The organism is Sphingopyxis macrogoltabida (genome assembly GCF_001314325.1).
Taxonomy (GTDB): Bacteria; Pseudomonadota; Alphaproteobacteria; order Sphingomonadales; family Sphingomonadaceae; genus Sphingopyxis; species Sphingopyxis macrogoltabida.
On record NZ_CP009431.1, the window covers coordinates 100,573 to 117,693 of the forward strand.

The 17,121-nt window shown below is 59.8% G+C and carries 14 protein-coding genes; 3 read left to right on the forward strand and 11 right to left on the reverse strand.

What is annotated here, in order from left to right; all coding sequences use genetic code 11:
- Nucleotides 1-101 precede the first annotated feature (101 nt).
- Complete coding sequence (locus LH19_RS27360) at nt 102-959, forward strand: serine/threonine-protein kinase (RefSeq protein ID WP_054735638.1); 858 nt, start codon at nt 102-104, stop codon at nt 957-959.
- On the opposite strand, the gene LH19_RS27365 is transcribed toward LH19_RS27360, so the two are convergent.
- The 4 genes from LH19_RS27365 to LH19_RS27380 are packed head-to-tail and all read right to left on the reverse strand — an operon-like array spanning nt 960 to nt 7,200.
- Nucleotides 960-1,799, reverse strand: coding sequence for a phosphoadenosine phosphosulfate reductase family protein (locus LH19_RS27365; protein WP_054735640.1), 840 nt, complete (start codon nt 1,797-1,799; stop codon nt 960-962). It abuts the gene before it with no gap.
- The gene (locus LH19_RS27370; RefSeq protein ID WP_054735643.1) at nt 1,796-5,104 is read right to left on the reverse strand and encodes a hypothetical protein; all 3,309 of its coding nucleotides are present in this window, start codon (nt 5,102-5,104) and stop codon (nt 1,796-1,798) included. The genes LH19_RS27365 and LH19_RS27370 overlap by 4 nt, the downstream gene beginning before the upstream one ends.
- Nucleotides 5,101-6,021, reverse strand: coding sequence for a DUF4007 family protein (locus LH19_RS27375; protein WP_054735654.1), 921 nt, complete (start codon nt 6,019-6,021; stop codon nt 5,101-5,103). Before LH19_RS27375 ends, LH19_RS27370 begins: the two co-directional genes overlap by 4 nt.
- Before the next feature lie 9 nt (nt 6,022-6,030).
- A complete protein-coding gene (locus LH19_RS27380; protein ID WP_054735657.1) occupies nt 6,031-7,200 on the reverse strand; it encodes a cysteine desulfurase family protein in 1,170 nt (389 codons plus the stop codon).
- 66 nt (nt 7,201-7,266) lie between these two features.
- On the opposite strand from LH19_RS27380, the gene LH19_RS27385 reads away from it, so the two are divergent.
- Both LH19_RS27385 and LH19_RS27390 read left to right on the forward strand, forming a co-directional pair.
- On the forward strand, nt 7,267-7,692 hold the full coding sequence (locus LH19_RS27385; protein WP_054735660.1) for a hypothetical protein: 426 nt from the start codon (nt 7,267-7,269) through the stop codon (nt 7,690-7,692).
- Nucleotides 7,689-8,297 (forward strand): class I SAM-dependent methyltransferase, encoded by a 609-nt coding sequence (locus tag LH19_RS27390; protein WP_054735662.1) that lies wholly within the window; start codon nt 7,689-7,691, stop codon nt 8,295-8,297. The genes LH19_RS27385 and LH19_RS27390 overlap by 4 nt, the downstream gene beginning before the upstream one ends.
- An 857-nt stretch (nt 8,298-9,154) precedes the next feature.
- Here the strand turns inward: LH19_RS27390 and LH19_RS27395 are convergent.
- The 7 genes from LH19_RS27395 to LH19_RS27425 all read right to left on the reverse strand — a co-directional run bounded on the left by LH19_RS27395 (nt 9,155) and on the right by LH19_RS27425 (nt 17,063).
- Complete coding sequence (locus tag LH19_RS27395) at nt 9,155-9,457, reverse strand: hypothetical protein (protein WP_054735666.1); 303 nt, start codon at nt 9,455-9,457, stop codon at nt 9,155-9,157.
- Between the two features lie 10 nt (nt 9,458-9,467).
- Nucleotides 9,468-10,400, reverse strand: a complete 933-nt coding sequence (locus tag LH19_RS27400; RefSeq protein ID WP_145923706.1) for a helix-turn-helix transcriptional regulator — start codon at nt 10,398-10,400, stop codon at nt 9,468-9,470.
- Nucleotides 10,401-10,619: 219 nt separating this feature from the next.
- The gene (locus LH19_RS27405) at nt 10,620-10,829 is read right to left on the reverse strand and encodes a hypothetical protein (RefSeq protein WP_054735671.1); all 210 of its coding nucleotides are present in this window, start codon (nt 10,827-10,829) and stop codon (nt 10,620-10,622) included.
- The gene (locus tag LH19_RS27410) at nt 10,819-11,250 is read right to left on the reverse strand and encodes a hypothetical protein (RefSeq protein WP_145923707.1); all 432 of its coding nucleotides are present in this window, start codon (nt 11,248-11,250) and stop codon (nt 10,819-10,821) included. Before LH19_RS27410 ends, LH19_RS27405 begins: the two co-directional genes overlap by 11 nt.
- Nucleotides 11,251-11,260: 10 nt before the next feature.
- Nucleotides 11,261-14,287 carry a MobF family relaxase gene (gene mobF, locus LH19_RS27415; RefSeq protein WP_054735677.1) on the reverse strand — a complete coding sequence of 1,009 codons (3,027 nt, stop codon included), beginning with the start codon at nt 14,285-14,287 and terminating at the stop codon, nt 11,261-11,263.
- Between the two features lie 93 nt (nt 14,288-14,380).
- Nucleotides 14,381-16,777: a type IV secretion system DNA-binding domain-containing protein gene (locus LH19_RS27420; protein WP_054735681.1), complete on the reverse strand. Its 2,397-nt coding sequence runs from the start codon at nt 16,775-16,777 to the stop codon at nt 14,381-14,383.
- Nucleotides 16,770-17,063 (reverse strand): ribbon-helix-helix domain-containing protein, encoded by a 294-nt coding sequence (locus tag LH19_RS27425; RefSeq protein WP_068305973.1) that lies wholly within the window; start codon nt 17,061-17,063, stop codon nt 16,770-16,772. Before LH19_RS27425 ends, LH19_RS27420 begins: the two co-directional genes overlap by 8 nt.
- Nucleotides 17,064-17,121: the final 58 nt, after the last annotated feature.

Consider the following 17,121-nt stretch of genomic DNA (forward strand, 5'->3'; position numbering starts at 1 on the left):
AAACGCCCCCTTTCAGACCGACAACGTCTGCTGGATCCATAGTAGCTGCGCTGCCGAACTTGCTGACTGGCGGATCATCCAACGACCTTCCGTGGCCGACGATGACCAGCCTGATCTATTTTGATCCTGACGAGCTCGGAAAAGGCCGCTATTTCGAGATTGACGATACTCTGGTCGCAGAAGATGGCCGTTCGTATTCGCTCGGAGACTGGATCGCACGCGGCGGCAATGGGTCGGTGTTTCGATGCGTCGAGCGCAGTTCTGGTACTGAATATGCGATCAAGTTTCTCATGCAGCCGCGTGGCCGGATTCTTAAGCGGTTTTATCGCGAGGTGAGGCTCCTCAAGGAGCTGCAGCATGAGCACATCGTGCGATATCGCGGGACTGGCAGGACCCGCCATTCGGGCGGAACACGTGGCTTACGTTGCCCGTTCCTGATCATGGAGCTTGCAGACAGCAGTTTGTCGGACATCGCCTCGAAGTCCCGCATTCCCCCAGAGATATATGTCGGCCAGTTTCGTGGACTCGCGCGGGGCCTGGCCAACCTACATGCGAAAGCGATCCACCGTGATATTAAGCCCGAGAACATTCTCGTATCCGGAGATCGATGGCTTTTGAGTGACTATGGCCTCTGCCGCTTCTCCGACAGACCCGAACTTGATATTACACCGAGCGACCAGGCGATTGGACCTAAATACTGGCTGTCACCTGAGGCTCATAATCGACGACTGGGGCAGGGTGATGCTATCTGTCAGGCGTCAGACGTTTTCCAGCTGGCCTCGGTGTTTTGGTACGTTGCCACGGGTCGCCACCCATGTGGCCTCCTGACGGTCGATGACTGGAGAGGACCCGCCCGGCTGTTCGAGCCAATCCAGCGCGCTCTTCAACACCAAAAGTCTCGAAGGCCGGCCGATGGCGTCGCCTTTGCTGCTGCAATCGAAGCTGCAATTGATGCGTGATTACTTGTGACAAATCACGCAGCTGCTCGACCCTTCGTCAATTCCATAGACATCGTCGATCGTCTCGGCGGTGTTGGCCGAAAGCGGATTGGTCCGGCGATTGCGGCGGAGGCGCTCACGGCGCTTTTCATAATCCGCTTTGATCTGGTCGACGCGGTCGGGTGCGATCAGTTCGGTCAGGCTTTCACCTTGGCTCCAGGTAAAGGGCGAGCCGTCTTTGAGCGCAGTCTTCTCATAATCGATCGCTTCGGCGAAGCGGTCGGGGTGGTTCTCGGCGAGCCGCACCCATTCGATTTTCTGCTGATAGAAGCAGAAGGTGCAACCCGACCGCGATCGCCACTTATAATATTCTGGCTCGCCGACATCCGACTGGTCAAGGATCTCGAGTACGCCTGCGCGGTCTATTCCAGCATCACGCAATGGAAAATGCACGCGCATATTGGGGTGGGTCGCCTGATAGCCTTCTCGGCTCGGCTCGTCGGCACGGATCGCGACATAGCTATGGATCGTGGTGCCGGCTTCGAGATCCTTTTTTAGCCAATGTTCGAGTGGGCGCAATTTGAGCTGCCTGGTGCACCAGCGTGTGCGTGGCGAAGGCAGGAAATTGCCATATTCGTCGAGCCAGAAATCGAAATCGCGGTCGGGATTAAGCCGCTGTATCGGCTTGCCTAGAAAGCCCTCGAGCTTGTCCAGAAAACTATAAACCTCCGGTAGCTCCTTGCCCGTGTCGGTGAAGAAATATTCAAGCGGCAAGTGCGGATGGTATTGCCGCATGTAGACAGCGAGCGAGGCACTGTCGCGACCGCCCGAAATCCCGAGAATATGGCGTTCGTTCGTCATGCCGCTTCAGCCTCATCCTCAGTTTCGGCGGCAAGTGTAGCCACAGCGCGTGCCAGCGCAGCCAGCTGCAAGCGACTGCCTCTTTTGTCCGCGCGGAGCGCCGCAACGAGCTTGTCCGCCATGCCCGCAGCCGCCGTCTTTTCCTGATCGGTGAGAATGAAGCTGCGCATCAGCGGAGGAGCAAGGGGATCGAGTCCGACCACCAGCGCCAACGCCTCGCTATGGGTGCGCCGGTCACGAACTACCGCTAGCGCCTCGAGTTCGCGAAAGCGTCGGCCATAGCGTGCAATTTCGGTCAGCGCCTCTTCGCGGTCACGGTCCGACCAGTTTCGCGCAGGGCGGTGCAGCAGCACACTGACCAAGCTCTCGATATCCCCGGTGCCCTGTTCGATTGCCGCCGCGCGATCGGCGAAGGCGTCAAAATTATAGTCGTTGGTCATGCCGCGGATCAGCTTTGTGCGTTCGGCGATGCCGCCAAAATCCCGATGATCGATGCCGAGTGCGCGCCCAAGCGCCACGCGCAGTTCATCGAGCAGCGCCGGATAGCTTGCCTCGGCCGCAATGATGGCATTGTGGATCACATCCGGCGATAGCCGATCGCCGAGCGCAGCGGGGAGATCATCGAACAACAGCCGCTCGGGATCGTCGGCCTTCATCACAACGCTGCGAATGCTTTTAGCGTCTGCATCAATACGCAAGGTGCGCTTGGCGAAATTGGGTAGCGCTTCGAAACGCTGGAAAATGGCAGCAGCGATTGGGAGCGATGCGCTGCTCTCCGTGACCTTCAGTAATTTGGCGAGCCCGCTAAGAAACGCCATTTCGCGTATCGAGCGATCAATGCGTCGCAAACGGAAGCTGCCGGGCTTTTGCAGCAGCCGGTCGACAACAACATCGTCGATCGTCGTCTGATAGACCCCGTCGATATAGACTGCCACCGTATCCCGGTTGGCGAGCATATATGCCAACGCAAGCGCCGGCATGACTCCGCTCTTTATGCCAAATGGAGGCGCGGACCAACGTGCGTAGATTATGTCGAGCGGTTCGTCGCCAGCTTGGTCCAGCACCTCCCAGGCCGGCTGCAGTGACTGGCCTTCTAGGCTGTCATCCGGGCTGGAAAAATCGAAGCGGCCCGGCTCGATTTCCCGGTGCAGCCCGAACGGCTTGAGTACAGTGAGATAGAGACCCAGCTCGGCGGGATATTGCTTCATGCCGAGCTGCTTGAGTTCAAGTCCGCTGACCATCGCATGAGCCAAGTCACGCAGCGCCGCCATGGCACTGGACGAAGGTTTGTCGCGCTGGAGCAATTCGCTCTTGAGGATCGGCGCTTTGGCAAAGCCAACATCGGCCAGCATGCTGGCAATGACTGCAAGCGGTTCGCAATGCGACTTACCCGGGGACGGCGAGAGATACCATTTGGCGCCTTCCAGTGCCGCTTCGAGCTTGCGATGCAATTCGTCGATGCAACGCGACTGCCGCGCGGCGATCTCGCGACGGGCGATGCGATCGCCTTCGAGTTGCGGATGTTCGCGAAAGACCCGTTCGACTGCCATAAGCTCGGCCGCTGCGTTGCGCAGCGCGAAGCTCTCGCTGGCACTGCCGAGCGCAATGACGCGCCCACTCCCATTAAGCGCCTTCGCAGTCGCTTTGGTGAGCGCGTCGGTCGCCTGGCGCGGCAACGTGCCATCGCTCAGCAACAACAGCATTAGACCGCTTCCTCGTTGCGGGCGTGCCAGGATGCGTTCGACGAGGCCGTCGACGTTGTCCTCGGGCGTCACCACCTGCAGCGCGATCTCGAAGGTCCGCAGGGCGCCCGTCATGAAATAATGCCGCTTGGCGGCGGCAAAGCCGAAACCCACCCGCTGCGGAATGCCCTCGAGCTGGAGTGAATCGACCGGCGCCACTGCGCGGCCTATCGCTTCATCGAGATCAAAATCGCTGCCAGCAAACAGCGCATAGCCGCCAAGCCGGGGCTGACGGATTAGGATCGCCCAATCTAGCAGATCCCTGATTGCCGTTTTGATCGCCTTGGGCGTTGCGCCCGGCACAGCTGCTTCAAGAAAATCATCTGCGAGGGCAAGGCCAGAGCCGTTACGAAAGAATTCGATGATAGCCGCCGACTTGGTCAGCGCAACATGCAGGCCTTGGCCCTTTGCGCTGGCTCGCTCGATCGCCTCATAGGCAAGGCTGAAGCGACTGCCGTCATTTCCGGCAGCAAGCGACATGCCGAAATTGGCAGCCATATAATCCCATAGCATCGCAGGATCGTAGGTGCCACTGACCTCCTCGGCATGCTCGAGAAACTCTTGGAAGCCCGACGGTTCCGCCGAGCTCAAAAACCCGAATACGCTTCGTTCATTCTGCGCAAAGCGCGCACGAGAGATCGGTCCGAGCAACAAGGCGCTGACAGGATTGAGCGGCCACGTATCGGTTAGCGCCTTGGTGAGCACTCCAACTTCCGTCGGCCTGCGCTTAGCGACTGCCTCGGCTACTAGCTCAGCGCGCTCGACAGCATTGGCTGGAGGTTCGGCCGTGATTGCCCGACCCAAAAGCGCCACTGTCTCATCGGCCCCGGAGAGGAAGGCGATGTCTTGGAAACGGCCTTGAACTTTGGCCCATTCCTGACGGGCATCGCGCGCCGCGCGCGCGGCATATTGCTCAAACGACTGGTGCAGAATGCCGATGACGACGAGTCGGCCTTTACTGCGTGTCGCGCGCTCGGCGAGATCTTGCAGCAAATGCACATCGCCGCCTTCAAGCGCTTCATGCTCGAGCAGCTTGCCGAGTTCGTCTAGGATCAGCAGCGTGCCGCTCGACGCAGCTTCGCCACCGGCAATCAGCGCAGCAATCAGGGCGTCGTCGCTTGCGCCATAGTCAGCGGCTTGCGCCGAACTCCAGTCGAGAGCGAGGGTCGCAGCTTCGACAATGGCGTCGCGCAAGCGGGCCCGACTGCCAGTAACCGCGACCACCTTCCAGCGCCCTTTGGGTTCGGGAAATGCTTCAACATAGAGGCGTGTAAGGGTTTCGCCGGCAATATCGCGCGCTATCTTGCGATTGCCTTTGGTCCCAGCGACCAGATTGGCGACAAGCAGTGCGGCGCTGGACTTACCGCCGCCATATGGTCCGGTCCAAGTGTAAGCGCCTTGGTGGCTGTCGCATTGGCTTTCAGCAAGTGTTGTCAGAGCCTTGGCTATGCTTGCTTGCAGGACATAGCCAACCAGCGGGGGCGTGCCATTGAGGTCAGCATCGAGACGTGCCGAACGCGCGAACCGGCGGTCGATTGTCACCATCGAAGCGAGCTTGGTCATGCTGCCGCCCTCAGGCTTGAACGGGGATAAGCGAGGCTAAGCGTGGTCATCGCATCAAACGTGCCCGTCCGCTGGATTTGGCGCAGGCCTGCCGTGTCTACCCATTTCCATGCGCCCTCGGTCAGGTCATCGAGGCGCATCAGGCGCGTAACCACGCTGTCTTCGTCGAGCTTGAACACACGACCCGGCGAGCCAGCCGCATAGCAAATCTGTTCTGCGGTCAGCGTGGTCGATCCCCCTGACCGCTCCCAATAATCGCCAAGCGCATAGGCGAAGATTGCGTCGTGCAGGCTAGGTTTAGGGCCACGCACAAACTCATACCAACCGCCGAGACGCGCTTCGCGAATGATCGCGAGTTCAGCCAGCAGCGGTTCAGCCGCATCTTCATTGAGGCTGTCGCCGCGCCGGACATAGCTACGCAGGAAAACTTCGATGTCACGTTTAAGGGTTCCGCGCGTCGCGCGCCAACCATTGTCCTCGACAAGCGCGAACAATTCTTCGACGAGCATGGCGGGATCGAACTCAATCGCACTGAGGTGATTAAAGGCATAATAAGCCGTCGTTGTCATGTCGGGCGTTGAGGCTACACGCCAATGCGCTAGCCAAATCGTTGCGGCTTGTTCGAGATACGGGTCGAGGCCATCATCGGCGAGGATGGCGCGGCCGAGCGGGGTGGGGGTGATAACCCGATCCACCTCATTGAAGAAGCCAGTTGCCAGTGCCCAGTATCGCATTGAGGCTGCCATATTGCGGCCGACGCCGAAGCGTGCGATGGCTTCTTGTTCTTGGAATGTTCTCGCATCGGCCTGATCGCCCACTGCGTCGAATGCCTTTTTCAGCCAAAGAAGGCGGAGCGGGAAAGTCTCATGGCCCGCAAACTGCCCTTTCGAATCAAATGTTACCGTTCCTCGTCTCATATGTGAACGCTACTGGCGAACCTCTCCAGCAGCAAGCCGAGATTGGTCAGCAGCGGCTACAATTCGGTCAGCAGCGGCCTCTACCTCATCGACATCTTGATAGCGATGGCAGAAAATGCGGATGACGTGGCGTGCGTCATCTTCGGAAATTCCAATAGCTTCAAGGACATGCGACTGTTTGATTTGACCGGATGTACACGCCGATCCGGTGGAAAGCGAAACATCACGGGCAACCGTGACACACAATTGATCGGCATCGACGTCGGCAAGCTGGAGTGCAGCGCTACCCGGAACTACTGCGGCATCTCCGGTTATCCGGCTGAAACGCAATTGCCGCGATGCGAGCCTCTCAAGCAGCTTGCATATAAGCAGCCGCCCATGGCAATCATCACCCTCAAGGCGTGAACGCGCAACCTTAGCGGCGGCCCCGAAGCCCGCGATCAACGCCACCGGCTCAGTACCGGGACGAACCGCATATTGCTGACCACCGCCATGCACCAACGGCATGGGCTTAGGTGCATGGGCCCCGACATAGAGCGCACCGACGCCCATCGGGCCATAGCATTTGTGCGCCGACAGGCTTAGATAATCGACATCGAGGTCAAGCACGTCGATTGCTATCTTCCCCGCCGCCTGCGCGGCGTCACTGTGCATCAACCCGCCCACTGCATGTACCAATGCAGCAGCTTCGGCGACCGGTTGGATGACCCCGGTCTCATTGTTGACCAGCATCACTGACGCGATCAGCACATCATCACCGAGCAAGTCTTCGAAAGCTGCGAGATCGAGGCGGCCTTCTCTGTCGACCGGAGCGATGCTGACCGAAAATCCTTGTTTCTCGAGCATGCGCGCCGGCTCCAGCACGGCCTTATGTTCCACCGCTGAAACGACAATCCGTTTCCGATCAAATTCACCCTTCACAGCACTTTGTGCCACACCCAGCAGCGCAAGATTATTGGCTTCGGTCGCTCCGGAGGTGAAAATGATCTCCCCAGGCGCCGCGCCGATGAGGGCTGCCACTTCCGCACGACCATCGGCGATGATGCCCGCGGCGCGTTCACCGGCCGCGTTGGGGGAACCGGCATTGCCAGGATGGTCCCAGACCGAAAGGATGGCACTGCGAGCTTCCGGGGAGAGCGGCAAGGTGGCAAAGCCATCGAGATAAATTGGCGCCCCCATGTTCACGCACACTTGCGCATAGCGCGACGTGCTATGCTAAATAGTTGGGAGAGGAGTGTACGATTCATGAGTGACGATGTAGCCGCTGAGACGCGCGATCAGAAGGTGATTTATGAGCAGCGCTGCCAGGACTTTCGTTCGCTCAATGGATTTCTGTGGCAATCACCGCTTATCATCATGTCGCTGACCGGCGGATTGTGGTTTGCGGTCGCTAGCTTTGCCCTCAGCACATCAGCGCGATCTATGCTGCTGGTTTTCGCGTGCCTCGCTAACTTGCTGATGATAGGGGCGTTGGTGCGTTTGCGATGGGTCATGCAGCAGGTTCTCGAGGATATTCGGGACTATGATGGGAAGCGCCGCACGAAGGGCGATTACACCATTGTGAGGATTTTTTCCGCGATGCTGTTCTTCACGGCGATCGGCTCTGGCATCGCCGCGTGCAATCCCGCCGCATATTTCACCAAGGCACTCACGACCGAGGTGGGAAAATGATGGCTGTATCCGAACGGAGCGAAGCCGTTGATTACTATAATCGCGACGCAGCAGGTTTTGCCGCACGCTATGACAGTGTGAGTTTCGAGGCGGTCCATCCGTTGCTGGCCCGCTACTTGCCAGTGGGTGGGGCGGCGCTCGATATTGGCGCGGGCAGCGGCCGAGACGCGCGCGCGCTGGCGGCCCATGGCCTCGACGTCACCGCGGTAGAGCCATCAGTCGGCCTTCGTTCGATCGGAGTGGCGAGCGCCTCTGGCATTCGCTGGATCGATGACCGGCTGCCCGACTTGGCGCGGATCACCGATTTTGGCCGCTTCGATCTTATCCTCTGTTCGGCTGTGCTGATGTTGGTCCCGCCGACTGACTTGACTAAGAGCTTCATGACCATGGCGGCGTTACTGGCGCCGAGCGGGCGCATCGCGATTAATGTCCGCCAGCCAATGTCGGGTGAGCCCGCCGACATTTTCTTTGCACATTCGGACGACGAAATTCTTACGGCCGTTGCTACTGCCGGGTTGGTCTGCCTCGACCGTGCCGAAGCTGGGGATGCCTTGGGGCGGGAGCCTTATCGATGGCGCAGCTTTATTTTCGAGCGCAGGCGGTGACCGCTATGGTCGCTGAATGGATGAGGTATTCATTGAGCGGCTCTAGCGATCCCTCAACGACCAACGTGCCTATCTCCATGCCTTCGAAACCGGATCTGAGCTGGCAGGGCTTTATTTGAACTAGGGGGTAAAAGCACGAAGCAGCTTGCCCCCACTTCGTGACGGACGCTGGCTCAGCGCCAGCGCACAACTGTGCCGGTGCGCAACATTGCAGCGCCGAGATCGCGGCCATCGCTCAACCTGCAAGACGCAACGACCCGACCGTAACTTTGATGCGAAGCCCGGCAGCGCATTGGCGGTGCAGAAACCTTTACGTGCCCAGTAGAAAGCCTCCCCTTGGCTCCGCCCAGAAGAGCTACCAGCGCATCACGAGCCTCGACCCCTGAAGACCGCGGGCAAGGGTGGCCTGCCCGGCAACTGCCGTCCAATTCGCGCGCAGCAATGCTGCCCAGTCGGATCTTCGGCCCTTCCGCGCACCAGATCGGGCCATCTCCATCCCAGACCGCAACCGGCGTGCAGATGAACGCGGCACTCGCGACCAGCGTCAGTAAACTCATTGTGCACACCTTCCCCTCGACTACTAGCACCACACTTTGCCTTGTTGGCTAAGCCCATATGCAGAGGCCACACCGGATAATCACAAGTAACCCCGGAATATGCTGGCACAAAAAATTCCAAGAATGTTTTTCAAGGCTCCACCGCGCTCTTTCTCAGAGCGATCATTGGCATATGGCTAGCAACCGCACGGCCTGAGAAGGCCCTCACTTTCGATGCTCGTGCGACCATTGGCCCTTGTCCTTCTGCAGACGCGGAATCTGATGAATTCGATATTGTGCTTGAGGTGCGCCAATTGTCCGTCAATGCCGCCAAGCCACCGTGACGATCAAATTCTCGCCCGCAACGACGAGATAGACATTCCGGAACCGCTCATGCCCCGCGATCGCGGGCCCCATGTAGTGGGCGTACCTCTTCCACGTGGCTTTGGTGAAGCTGTATGATCTGCATTCACCTCCGAGAAACCGCTCCTCGCCAAAGTCGATTAGAGCATCGATGATGAACTGCGGAACACAGCGATCAGCCTGTCGTCGTTGGCCGTGCCGGGTCGGCTGAGCTGCGCCGCGACCGGACAAGGTGCCGACGCCAAATGGGTTCTTGTTCATGATGCGGCCCCTACCCGGTTACATCGATAAGGAGATCGCCAAGGAGCTCTTGGAGCTTCTCGTCGTGCTGTGCTTTTTGCTGACGCATCCAGGCCAGTCGCGCCTCTTCTGCACCTGGGACCCGCAGGCTTTTCGGAAGCCTCGCGAGAGGAATGGCACCTGTCAGGATCGCTCTGGCCAGTTCCTCGTCGCCTTGCGCGACGACCAACGCTTCCTGACCCCCTATGTCGTAGGTGGGGCTTCGCCAAATCGGCCAAACATCGATTGAGGGTGCTTCGTCGCCATCGCGCTGCACCGCTTGAATGCGCCGCTTGAGATGGCCGACGAAGGGGTTGTCACATTCTTCGTCGTAATCCAGCGGGACGAAGGCATCCTCGATGCTATCACTCTCGAGCACATGGGAGGCGCGAAGATCCCGATTTCTGATCGAGGTTTCCTCAAGGACCTCGACCTCTTCCGCCTGCCAGTCATGCAGAAACCTGCCGCCCAAGTGCGAAAAGTGACGATCCATTCCGGCTACCGCATCGCGCCGGGCGCTGAGTTCAGTCAGCCGTTCGTTGCGCTCGAAAAGGCTTTCGCGCGCAACGAGATCAAAGAGCAGTGGTGCCAGTTCGAGGATGGTTTCGCGGGTCTCATTGTAGCGCATGGCCACGAGCTCCAGCGCATTCTGCGCAGCGGTTGAGATGCTGAGGTCTAGGGGCGCGCGATCGTTGAACAGGCTGCGAGCCTGATCAGGCTCGGGAGGTTTGAAAAGGTCCGCAGGCTGGCATTTCAGGGTGCTCGCCAGCCTCTTGACTGTTTCTGTTCGCGTGGCGCCTGCTTTCCCGTTTTCAATTCGGGTGATGGTCGCGCGGCCAACGTGAGCCGCATCGGCCAACGCTTCGGCCGTCAGTCCAGCTTCCTTACGAAGAAAGATCAATTTTTCCGGGTTGATAGTGCTCATAACGTCCTCCTGCCCCAATAATGAGCCATTTCGACGCCATAACAACAATCATTTACGCCTCATTTTCGCCGCAAGCAAGGCCGCCTACCCTCAGTCTGCGCGCCGATGGATCACGCATTGAGCCAAAAGATCGGATTTTTGATCTGTTCGGGGCTCATACGCCCTCCACAATTGATCCGATGGCTCATCGGGCCTCAGCCGGCCACATCGTAGAGAACTTCACCGCCAGAAGCCGTCGCGCCTTTGGCCGTGCCGGTTGTCGTAATCCTCGCGCTGGCCGTAGGCGCTCTTCCGGATTCCCACCTCGACCCGCTGGCCACCGACGTTGCGGATGTGCAGATCGCGCAGATCGACCTTGTTGCGCTGCGCCCAGTCCTTTGCCTCGCGCTCGCTCCCGAAGGTCCCTGCGTCTTCGTAGTCAAATGCCATGTCTTTTCTCCTTCCTGATGATGATGTTGGCGGCCCGTTTCAGGGGCGTTTCGCGACCCTTGTGCAGCGGGAGAAAGGCATCGGCGCACTGTTCCCTGAGAAGAGCCACCCGCTTCGCGAGCAGCCTCACAAAGGTGGCCGCGATCGTGCCCACCAGAACTGCGACAAGGATCATCAGACCTATCGCCACCAACTCGGCGGCCATTTTCTGGTTATCGAGGGCGGCTCGCAGATCAGCGCATCCCTGAACCCCGTGCGTATTGAGGTCGCAGACCACAAAGCTGTCCCCGCCAGCGGCACGCGCAATCTCCGAGAGTCCTGCCTCGTTCACCAGATTGGTCAGGGTCAGCTGCTGCGTAAGGTGAATCTCGAAAGTGTCTGAAGGCGGTTCGCCCGCTGTGGCATGGCCCATCTGTGTCACGATCTTCCTCCTATCGGCTGCGTTCGATGTTGCGTTCGGGCACGTCCAATTGCGGCGTTGCCCGAAGGCTCGCCGGATCGATCCGCGAGGCAGATGCTTGCCTGTCCTCGGGTGCCCTCAAATGATCGGGAATGGTGGGCCGAAACTCGCCAGCCTCGCGGGCGCTGCGCTTCGCCTCGACCTGCTTTTCGCCAAGGGTTTCGAGCGCGCTGGTCTTGTCGCCCGGATTGCGGTCGATCTGCGCTAGGAGCCGATCGCGGTCGTTGGTGACGATTGTGATGTCATCACGCACCCGGGTCATCATGACGAGCGCCAGACGCTGGTTCGACAAGTGCCGGGCTGATGAGTGCATCTCACCGATCGCCATGTCGCGGGTGTCGCCCTGTGCCTGATGCATGTTGATCGCATAGGCCAACCCAATTCGCTCGAGCATGCGGTCATTCTGCTTGAGTTTTACGGTCTCGCCTGCCTTGTTCTCGAGCGTAACGATCCCATCCCTGATCCCGAGGATCCTCGCCTCCTCTGACTTCATCAGCCCCCTGGCATCATCCTTTTCGGTCCAGCGGATCTTGTCGCCCTCGTAGATTGTCTCCTTGTGCTTTTCGGAGAGCCTCAAGGCATCGCGTTTGTCCGAAGGGTCGATTGCCGCCGGATCGAATTTGATGAGCTTGCCGCTTTCATCGCGTAGCATGACCCGGCCCTTCGCATCGACGCCTTCGACATCGTACCGGCCCCGAACAAGCCCTCCGGGGGCGTTCTGGCGCGTCACTTCGAGCAGCTGGCCCTTGCTGTAGGTCGAGGCGTAGCGCAGCTCCTCGCGCGTCGCATGGGCCGGGAGGAGAGTGGTTATCCTCAGCCCTTCCCCCTGGATCGCCCCTTCTGCCTTTAGGCCCTGCTGGACCATTCGGTTGAGTTCGCCGCGCGCCGCACGTCCTGACGAATAAATCGCGGTTCGCTCGCGATCGTCCGGCGACAGCTCCAGCCATTTTTGAGCGGTGACCTTGAGGTGGTCTGCGCCTGCTTCCACGACGCGCTCGCCAAGCGAGGCAAAGCTTTCCTTGAACATGCCGGCGCGCACCAAGCCCGCTGCTTCCTTCATGTGCTCGGTGCGTTGCCGCAGACTGGTGTCGATGCGTGCCATTGCGGGGTTGTCGGACTGGATCAGCGAAAAGCTCTTGCCCGCCTCGATCGGCTGTAACTGGGCGCGGTCTCCAATCATGACCAGCTTTTCAACACCAAGCCGGTTGGCAATCGTAAGCAGGTCATTCATCGGCTTGTTCGCAACTAGCGACGCCTCGTCCAACACCAGCACTTTGCCGCGCAAGGCTTCGCGCGATGCCTCGAACTTCGGACCCGAGCCCGCAAGCGCGGGCCGCAGATGCTCATTCACAAAGGATGAGACGGTTCTTGCTGCGATTTCCCGCCTGACGATCTCCCCGTCTGGCCCGCGGATCTCCGTCCCGGTCCGAAGATCGCTCACCATCTTGTTGGCAAAGGCGAGGCCGATCACCTCCCTTCCCTCCTGATGCGCCACGCTCGCAATTGCCGAGATGATCGTCGTCTTTCCGGCACCTGCGACACCCTGGATCACGACCGTGCGGTCCTTGCTGGCGATCGCCAGTGTTCCGGCGGCAATCTGCTCGGCGTTAAGGTCATGAGTGCCCGCGACTTGCCGCAAGCGCCCGGGGGCCTCGGCGGCTTCGATGATGGCCTGGCCCGCACCCTTTCCCGCGGCGACATTGGCCAGCGTTGCCCGCTCGATCTCGACATGTTCAGGTGTGGTGTATTTCTCGGGCCGGCTATCGAGCCTGTCGCTCTTGCCCTCCAGCACCCTCCCGTCGGCCACCAAGACGCCGATCCGTGCTTCCACCCCGTCAGCGGTCACGCCCTTTACGCCGAGGTCGAGCGCGGTCTTGACCAAGTCGCCTCGGGTCCAGGAGGTTTCACGTTCGCCGATGATCCTGATCGCAGAAGCGGTTGCCATCTCAGTGCGCAGCTGCGTGGGCGTCAGGGTGATCCGTTGCAGGCCATTGGTTGTCAGCGTGTCCGCTGGCCGAGTGTAGAGCTTCACGCTGTCGCGGAGCGCGCTCAGTGTCTCCTGCACCCGCTGAGGCGATCCCAATGGGCTCTCGCGCCCCTCGGAGCCGCGTTCGCGCGCCTGTTCGACCAGCGCCTTGGCATCGAACCCCAGCCCGGCAGCGCGCTTGGCCCATTTTTGCCGGAGCGCCAGCTTGTCATCCGGATTCAGCTTGGGATCGCGGGTGCGCTTGGTGATTTCACGCAAGGCTTCTGTGTCATTTGCGCTCTTCCCGAGTTTCTCGGCCGTCGCCAGAATGGTCAGGCGACGCTGGCTGAAGGCTTCGATCACATCGCGCGCCACGCCCTTGATTTCGAACTGGCCGTGCTTGCCCGTGATCTGCGTTTCGTAGCCAAGCTTCTCGAGGTTCGTCCGCAGCGCGGCGTTGTAGATGGAGCCAAGGACTGTGTTGTTCTTCCAGATCTCTCCGTTCCACAGCGCCTTCCAGTTGCCATCCTTGTCTTGGGTCATCGCAGCAATGACAGCATGGGTATGGTTCTGCGGGTCCAGCGCCCGGCTCGTGTCGTGCTGGAACAGGGCGTAGAGGAGCTTGCCTGTGACCACGCCCTCGCCATTGGCATTGCGTGATCGATCGCGGGCCTGCGCATAGTGTTTCTCGAGATAGGCCATGGTCGCCTTGACGGCGGACAGCTGTGCATCGAGGATCCGCTTGTCGCCGCCCAACTGCGCCAGCAGGCTGGCTGACTTCGGCATAGAGAATGTGAGGTCTATTCCCGAGCGGCGGTTTGCATTGCCATTTACGACGGTGTCATCGGGCAGTTTGCCATCGAGGACTTTTTCGAAGTCGTCCTTTGCAACGGGACCAGCAAGCCCGAGTGCTTCGGCGCCCTTCCCGCCCCATTCGCTGAGCTCAGCAGGGCCATCGCCGACATAGTAGTCGTCCTTGGCGAAGTAGTTTGCCGCGCCGCCGGCTGACGCGACTGATGCGACCGACAGCATCTCAGGCTACCCTTGCCTGTTCGCGCCGGAGCATCGGCCCGGCACATTGCGCGCAGAATAGGGGGCACACATGGCAGGTCTGTCCTGCCGCGCTCATCGCCCAAGCTCCTGATCATCGTCAATGGAAGGGTCCTGACGGCTCTGCCTTTCGTTTCCGATGCCGCGCATGTTCTCTTTGGAAAGCTCGCTTTCCTGCGCGTCTGCCCTGCTATTCTGCGCTCGCCCCTTTGGCCCTTCGATCTTAGCCTGCGCGCCGCGCTCTTCGCTGTCGCGCATGGCAAGGTTCTGCCGCTCGCGCTGGTCCTTCTTGCCAGGGCGGTTATAGCCATACAGCTCCCCTTGCGCTGGCTTTCGCTCGAAGTCTGCCCGCTCCTCTTCATCCTCAATCTTGCGTGTTACCTCCTCCCCGGTCAGCTCGCGCTCAGGGTTCAATGGCCCTTCGATCGCCTCCCTCAGTTGCTGCGCCGCCCGCTCAGCCTCACTCAGCGCGACCTCTTCGCGATCCTTCCGCTCCTTAGGCGCCATGTCAGGTTGTGCGCCTTCCCTATCCCCACCCCCCAATTCCGCGCCATCCCCGGACGGTGGTGTGTATTCGGCGGCGCGCATGTCGGTGACACGCTCGAAGCCTTTTGCGCGGGGTTCGTAATCTTTCCACGTCAGCCTGATCCGGGCAGCGGGGAAGCCGTCCGGGAATTTCACGAACCCGTGCATGCTGGGCAGGTCGCTGATGTCGACCGGCATGACGAGTTCTTCGACGTTGGTACGGGGCGTGATCGTCGAGGCGTCGCGGTTGTCATTATAGCCGTAGGAATAGGCTTCATCCATGATTCGGACCTGACGGTTGCCGATGAACTCGGAGCATCGCCGCGACGTCTCGGGATCGGCCGTCTTGAGGATCAGCTTGGTGCCCGCCAGCGAGGCCAGATTGGTAGCCCCGTTCTCGCCATAGGTTTCTTCAAGCTTGTCGAAGGAATGCATGCCAAGCACGAAGGCGCCGCCAAACGCGCGCGCGGTCTGAAGGCCATGATCGATCGCCGGGAGACGATGCAGCGCATGGACCTCGTCGATGAGAAACCAGGTGCGCAGATCTCGGCTCCGTCCCATGTGGAACAGCGCATTGACGGCTAGGTCCATCCAGAGGGTCAAAAGCGGGCGATTGAGGACCAGGTCCGGATGCGTGGAGGTGATGAAAAGGATCGATCCTTCCTTGACCTTGGTGGTCATCCAATTCTTGATCGAGAAGCCGGTTTCGCCCGGAGGCGGTTCTGGCAGGAAGCGGAAGACATTCGCATTGGCGATGAAGGTCGTACGGATCGACTCTGCCATTTTGGCAGCGGCGGGCGACATCATCGGCCCTGCAATCGTGCCCTCAAGTTGAGCATGGATCGTCTTCAGATCCGACTGCATCAGGAAGTAGGAAAGCGCGCCATTTGAGCGCACGCCCATCTTGATCATCTTGACGCACATCTCAACGAACAGGGTGCGCGCCGATTTCTGCCAAAAGTCATCTTCCGCGCTGTGCCCACTAGGAACCAGCGCCGTCGCGGCGCTCATGAATTCGGCATAATTGTCGCAGTCGTTGAAGATCGACCATGGCACGCAGCGGCGGTCCATCGGGTTGAGGATGATGTCCGTTTCGGGATCATAGAAGCTTTCGACGAAGGTGCCGGTCAGATCGAAAATCACGCAGCGATGCCCGCGTTCGCGCGCCTGCGTGACGATCTTTTTCAGCTCAGTCGTCTTGCCAGCACCGGTCGTACCGATGAACATCGCATGGCTTTGCTCAAGACGCCATGGAACCGGCACACCTGCCAGACGGTAAGGCGCATGCAGACCCGCGCGGACACGGTCCTTCAAAGGCTCTGCGAGGATCTTATCGGGGTCTACTGCTGGCCGGCGCTTGCGGCACTCACTGACATGCGCTTTCCAATTATGAGTGGTGATGGCTTGGGCCAGTTCGCTGTGTGTCACAAGGACGGCCCCACGCTCATGGCGCTCGGTCAGAATGTCGGTGCCACGTCGTTTCGAAAAGTCGACGAACCAGACGGTCAAGGGCACGCAGATAAAGGCTGCACCAAGACCCGCAGAAATGCTGACCTGCACAGCCTTGGCCCACGCCCTTTCCACTGCAGGATGATAGGGCACCATGGACATGGTGCCTTGCACCATCTGACCCGATGGAAGCGTCAGGTTCACAGGCTTGTTAGGATTGAGCTGCACCCATCCCCAGGCCTCGGCGTAGAGCTTCATCAGCACGAGCTGAACCTCGTGGTTCTTGAAGGTCAAACTGACGAGGATGCACAGCAGTAGAACGGCAGTTCCGACCCAGACGTAGAGGGGCATTCTGATGCCCGCCCAGGTCATCAGGATTTCATGGTGGAACAGCTGCGATCCGCGCGTAAAATTGCCTGCGTTCCGCTTCACTTTTCCGCGCGCGGAAGCGTGGGTGAGAGTGGCAGCTTTTTTGCTGAACCGGATGTCTTCAGCCATGATGCTCTCGCACGTTGGAGAGCGCCTGAGCGATCAGGTGTTCGGCATCAGCCGGATATTGCTCCTGAACGATGAGCGAGAGCGCGAGCTGGGTATGCTCGAGGATAGTGACAGCCCGCTCGGCGTTGAGCGACAGTCCCGCCTTCAGGAGGGGAATGCCCACTTCAAGGGCAATGCGGATGGCTTCAGACCGCGAGACACCGCGGCTTGTCGCAAGTTGATCGACGACGTCGATCATCCTTGGGCTGAGCGTTACACCGACGCTCTGGAACTGTTTCTTTTCCACTACCACACCTTTTCAGGCGTGGTTCGTCTATCGCAGGTTCGAGTATATAGCGCTGCAT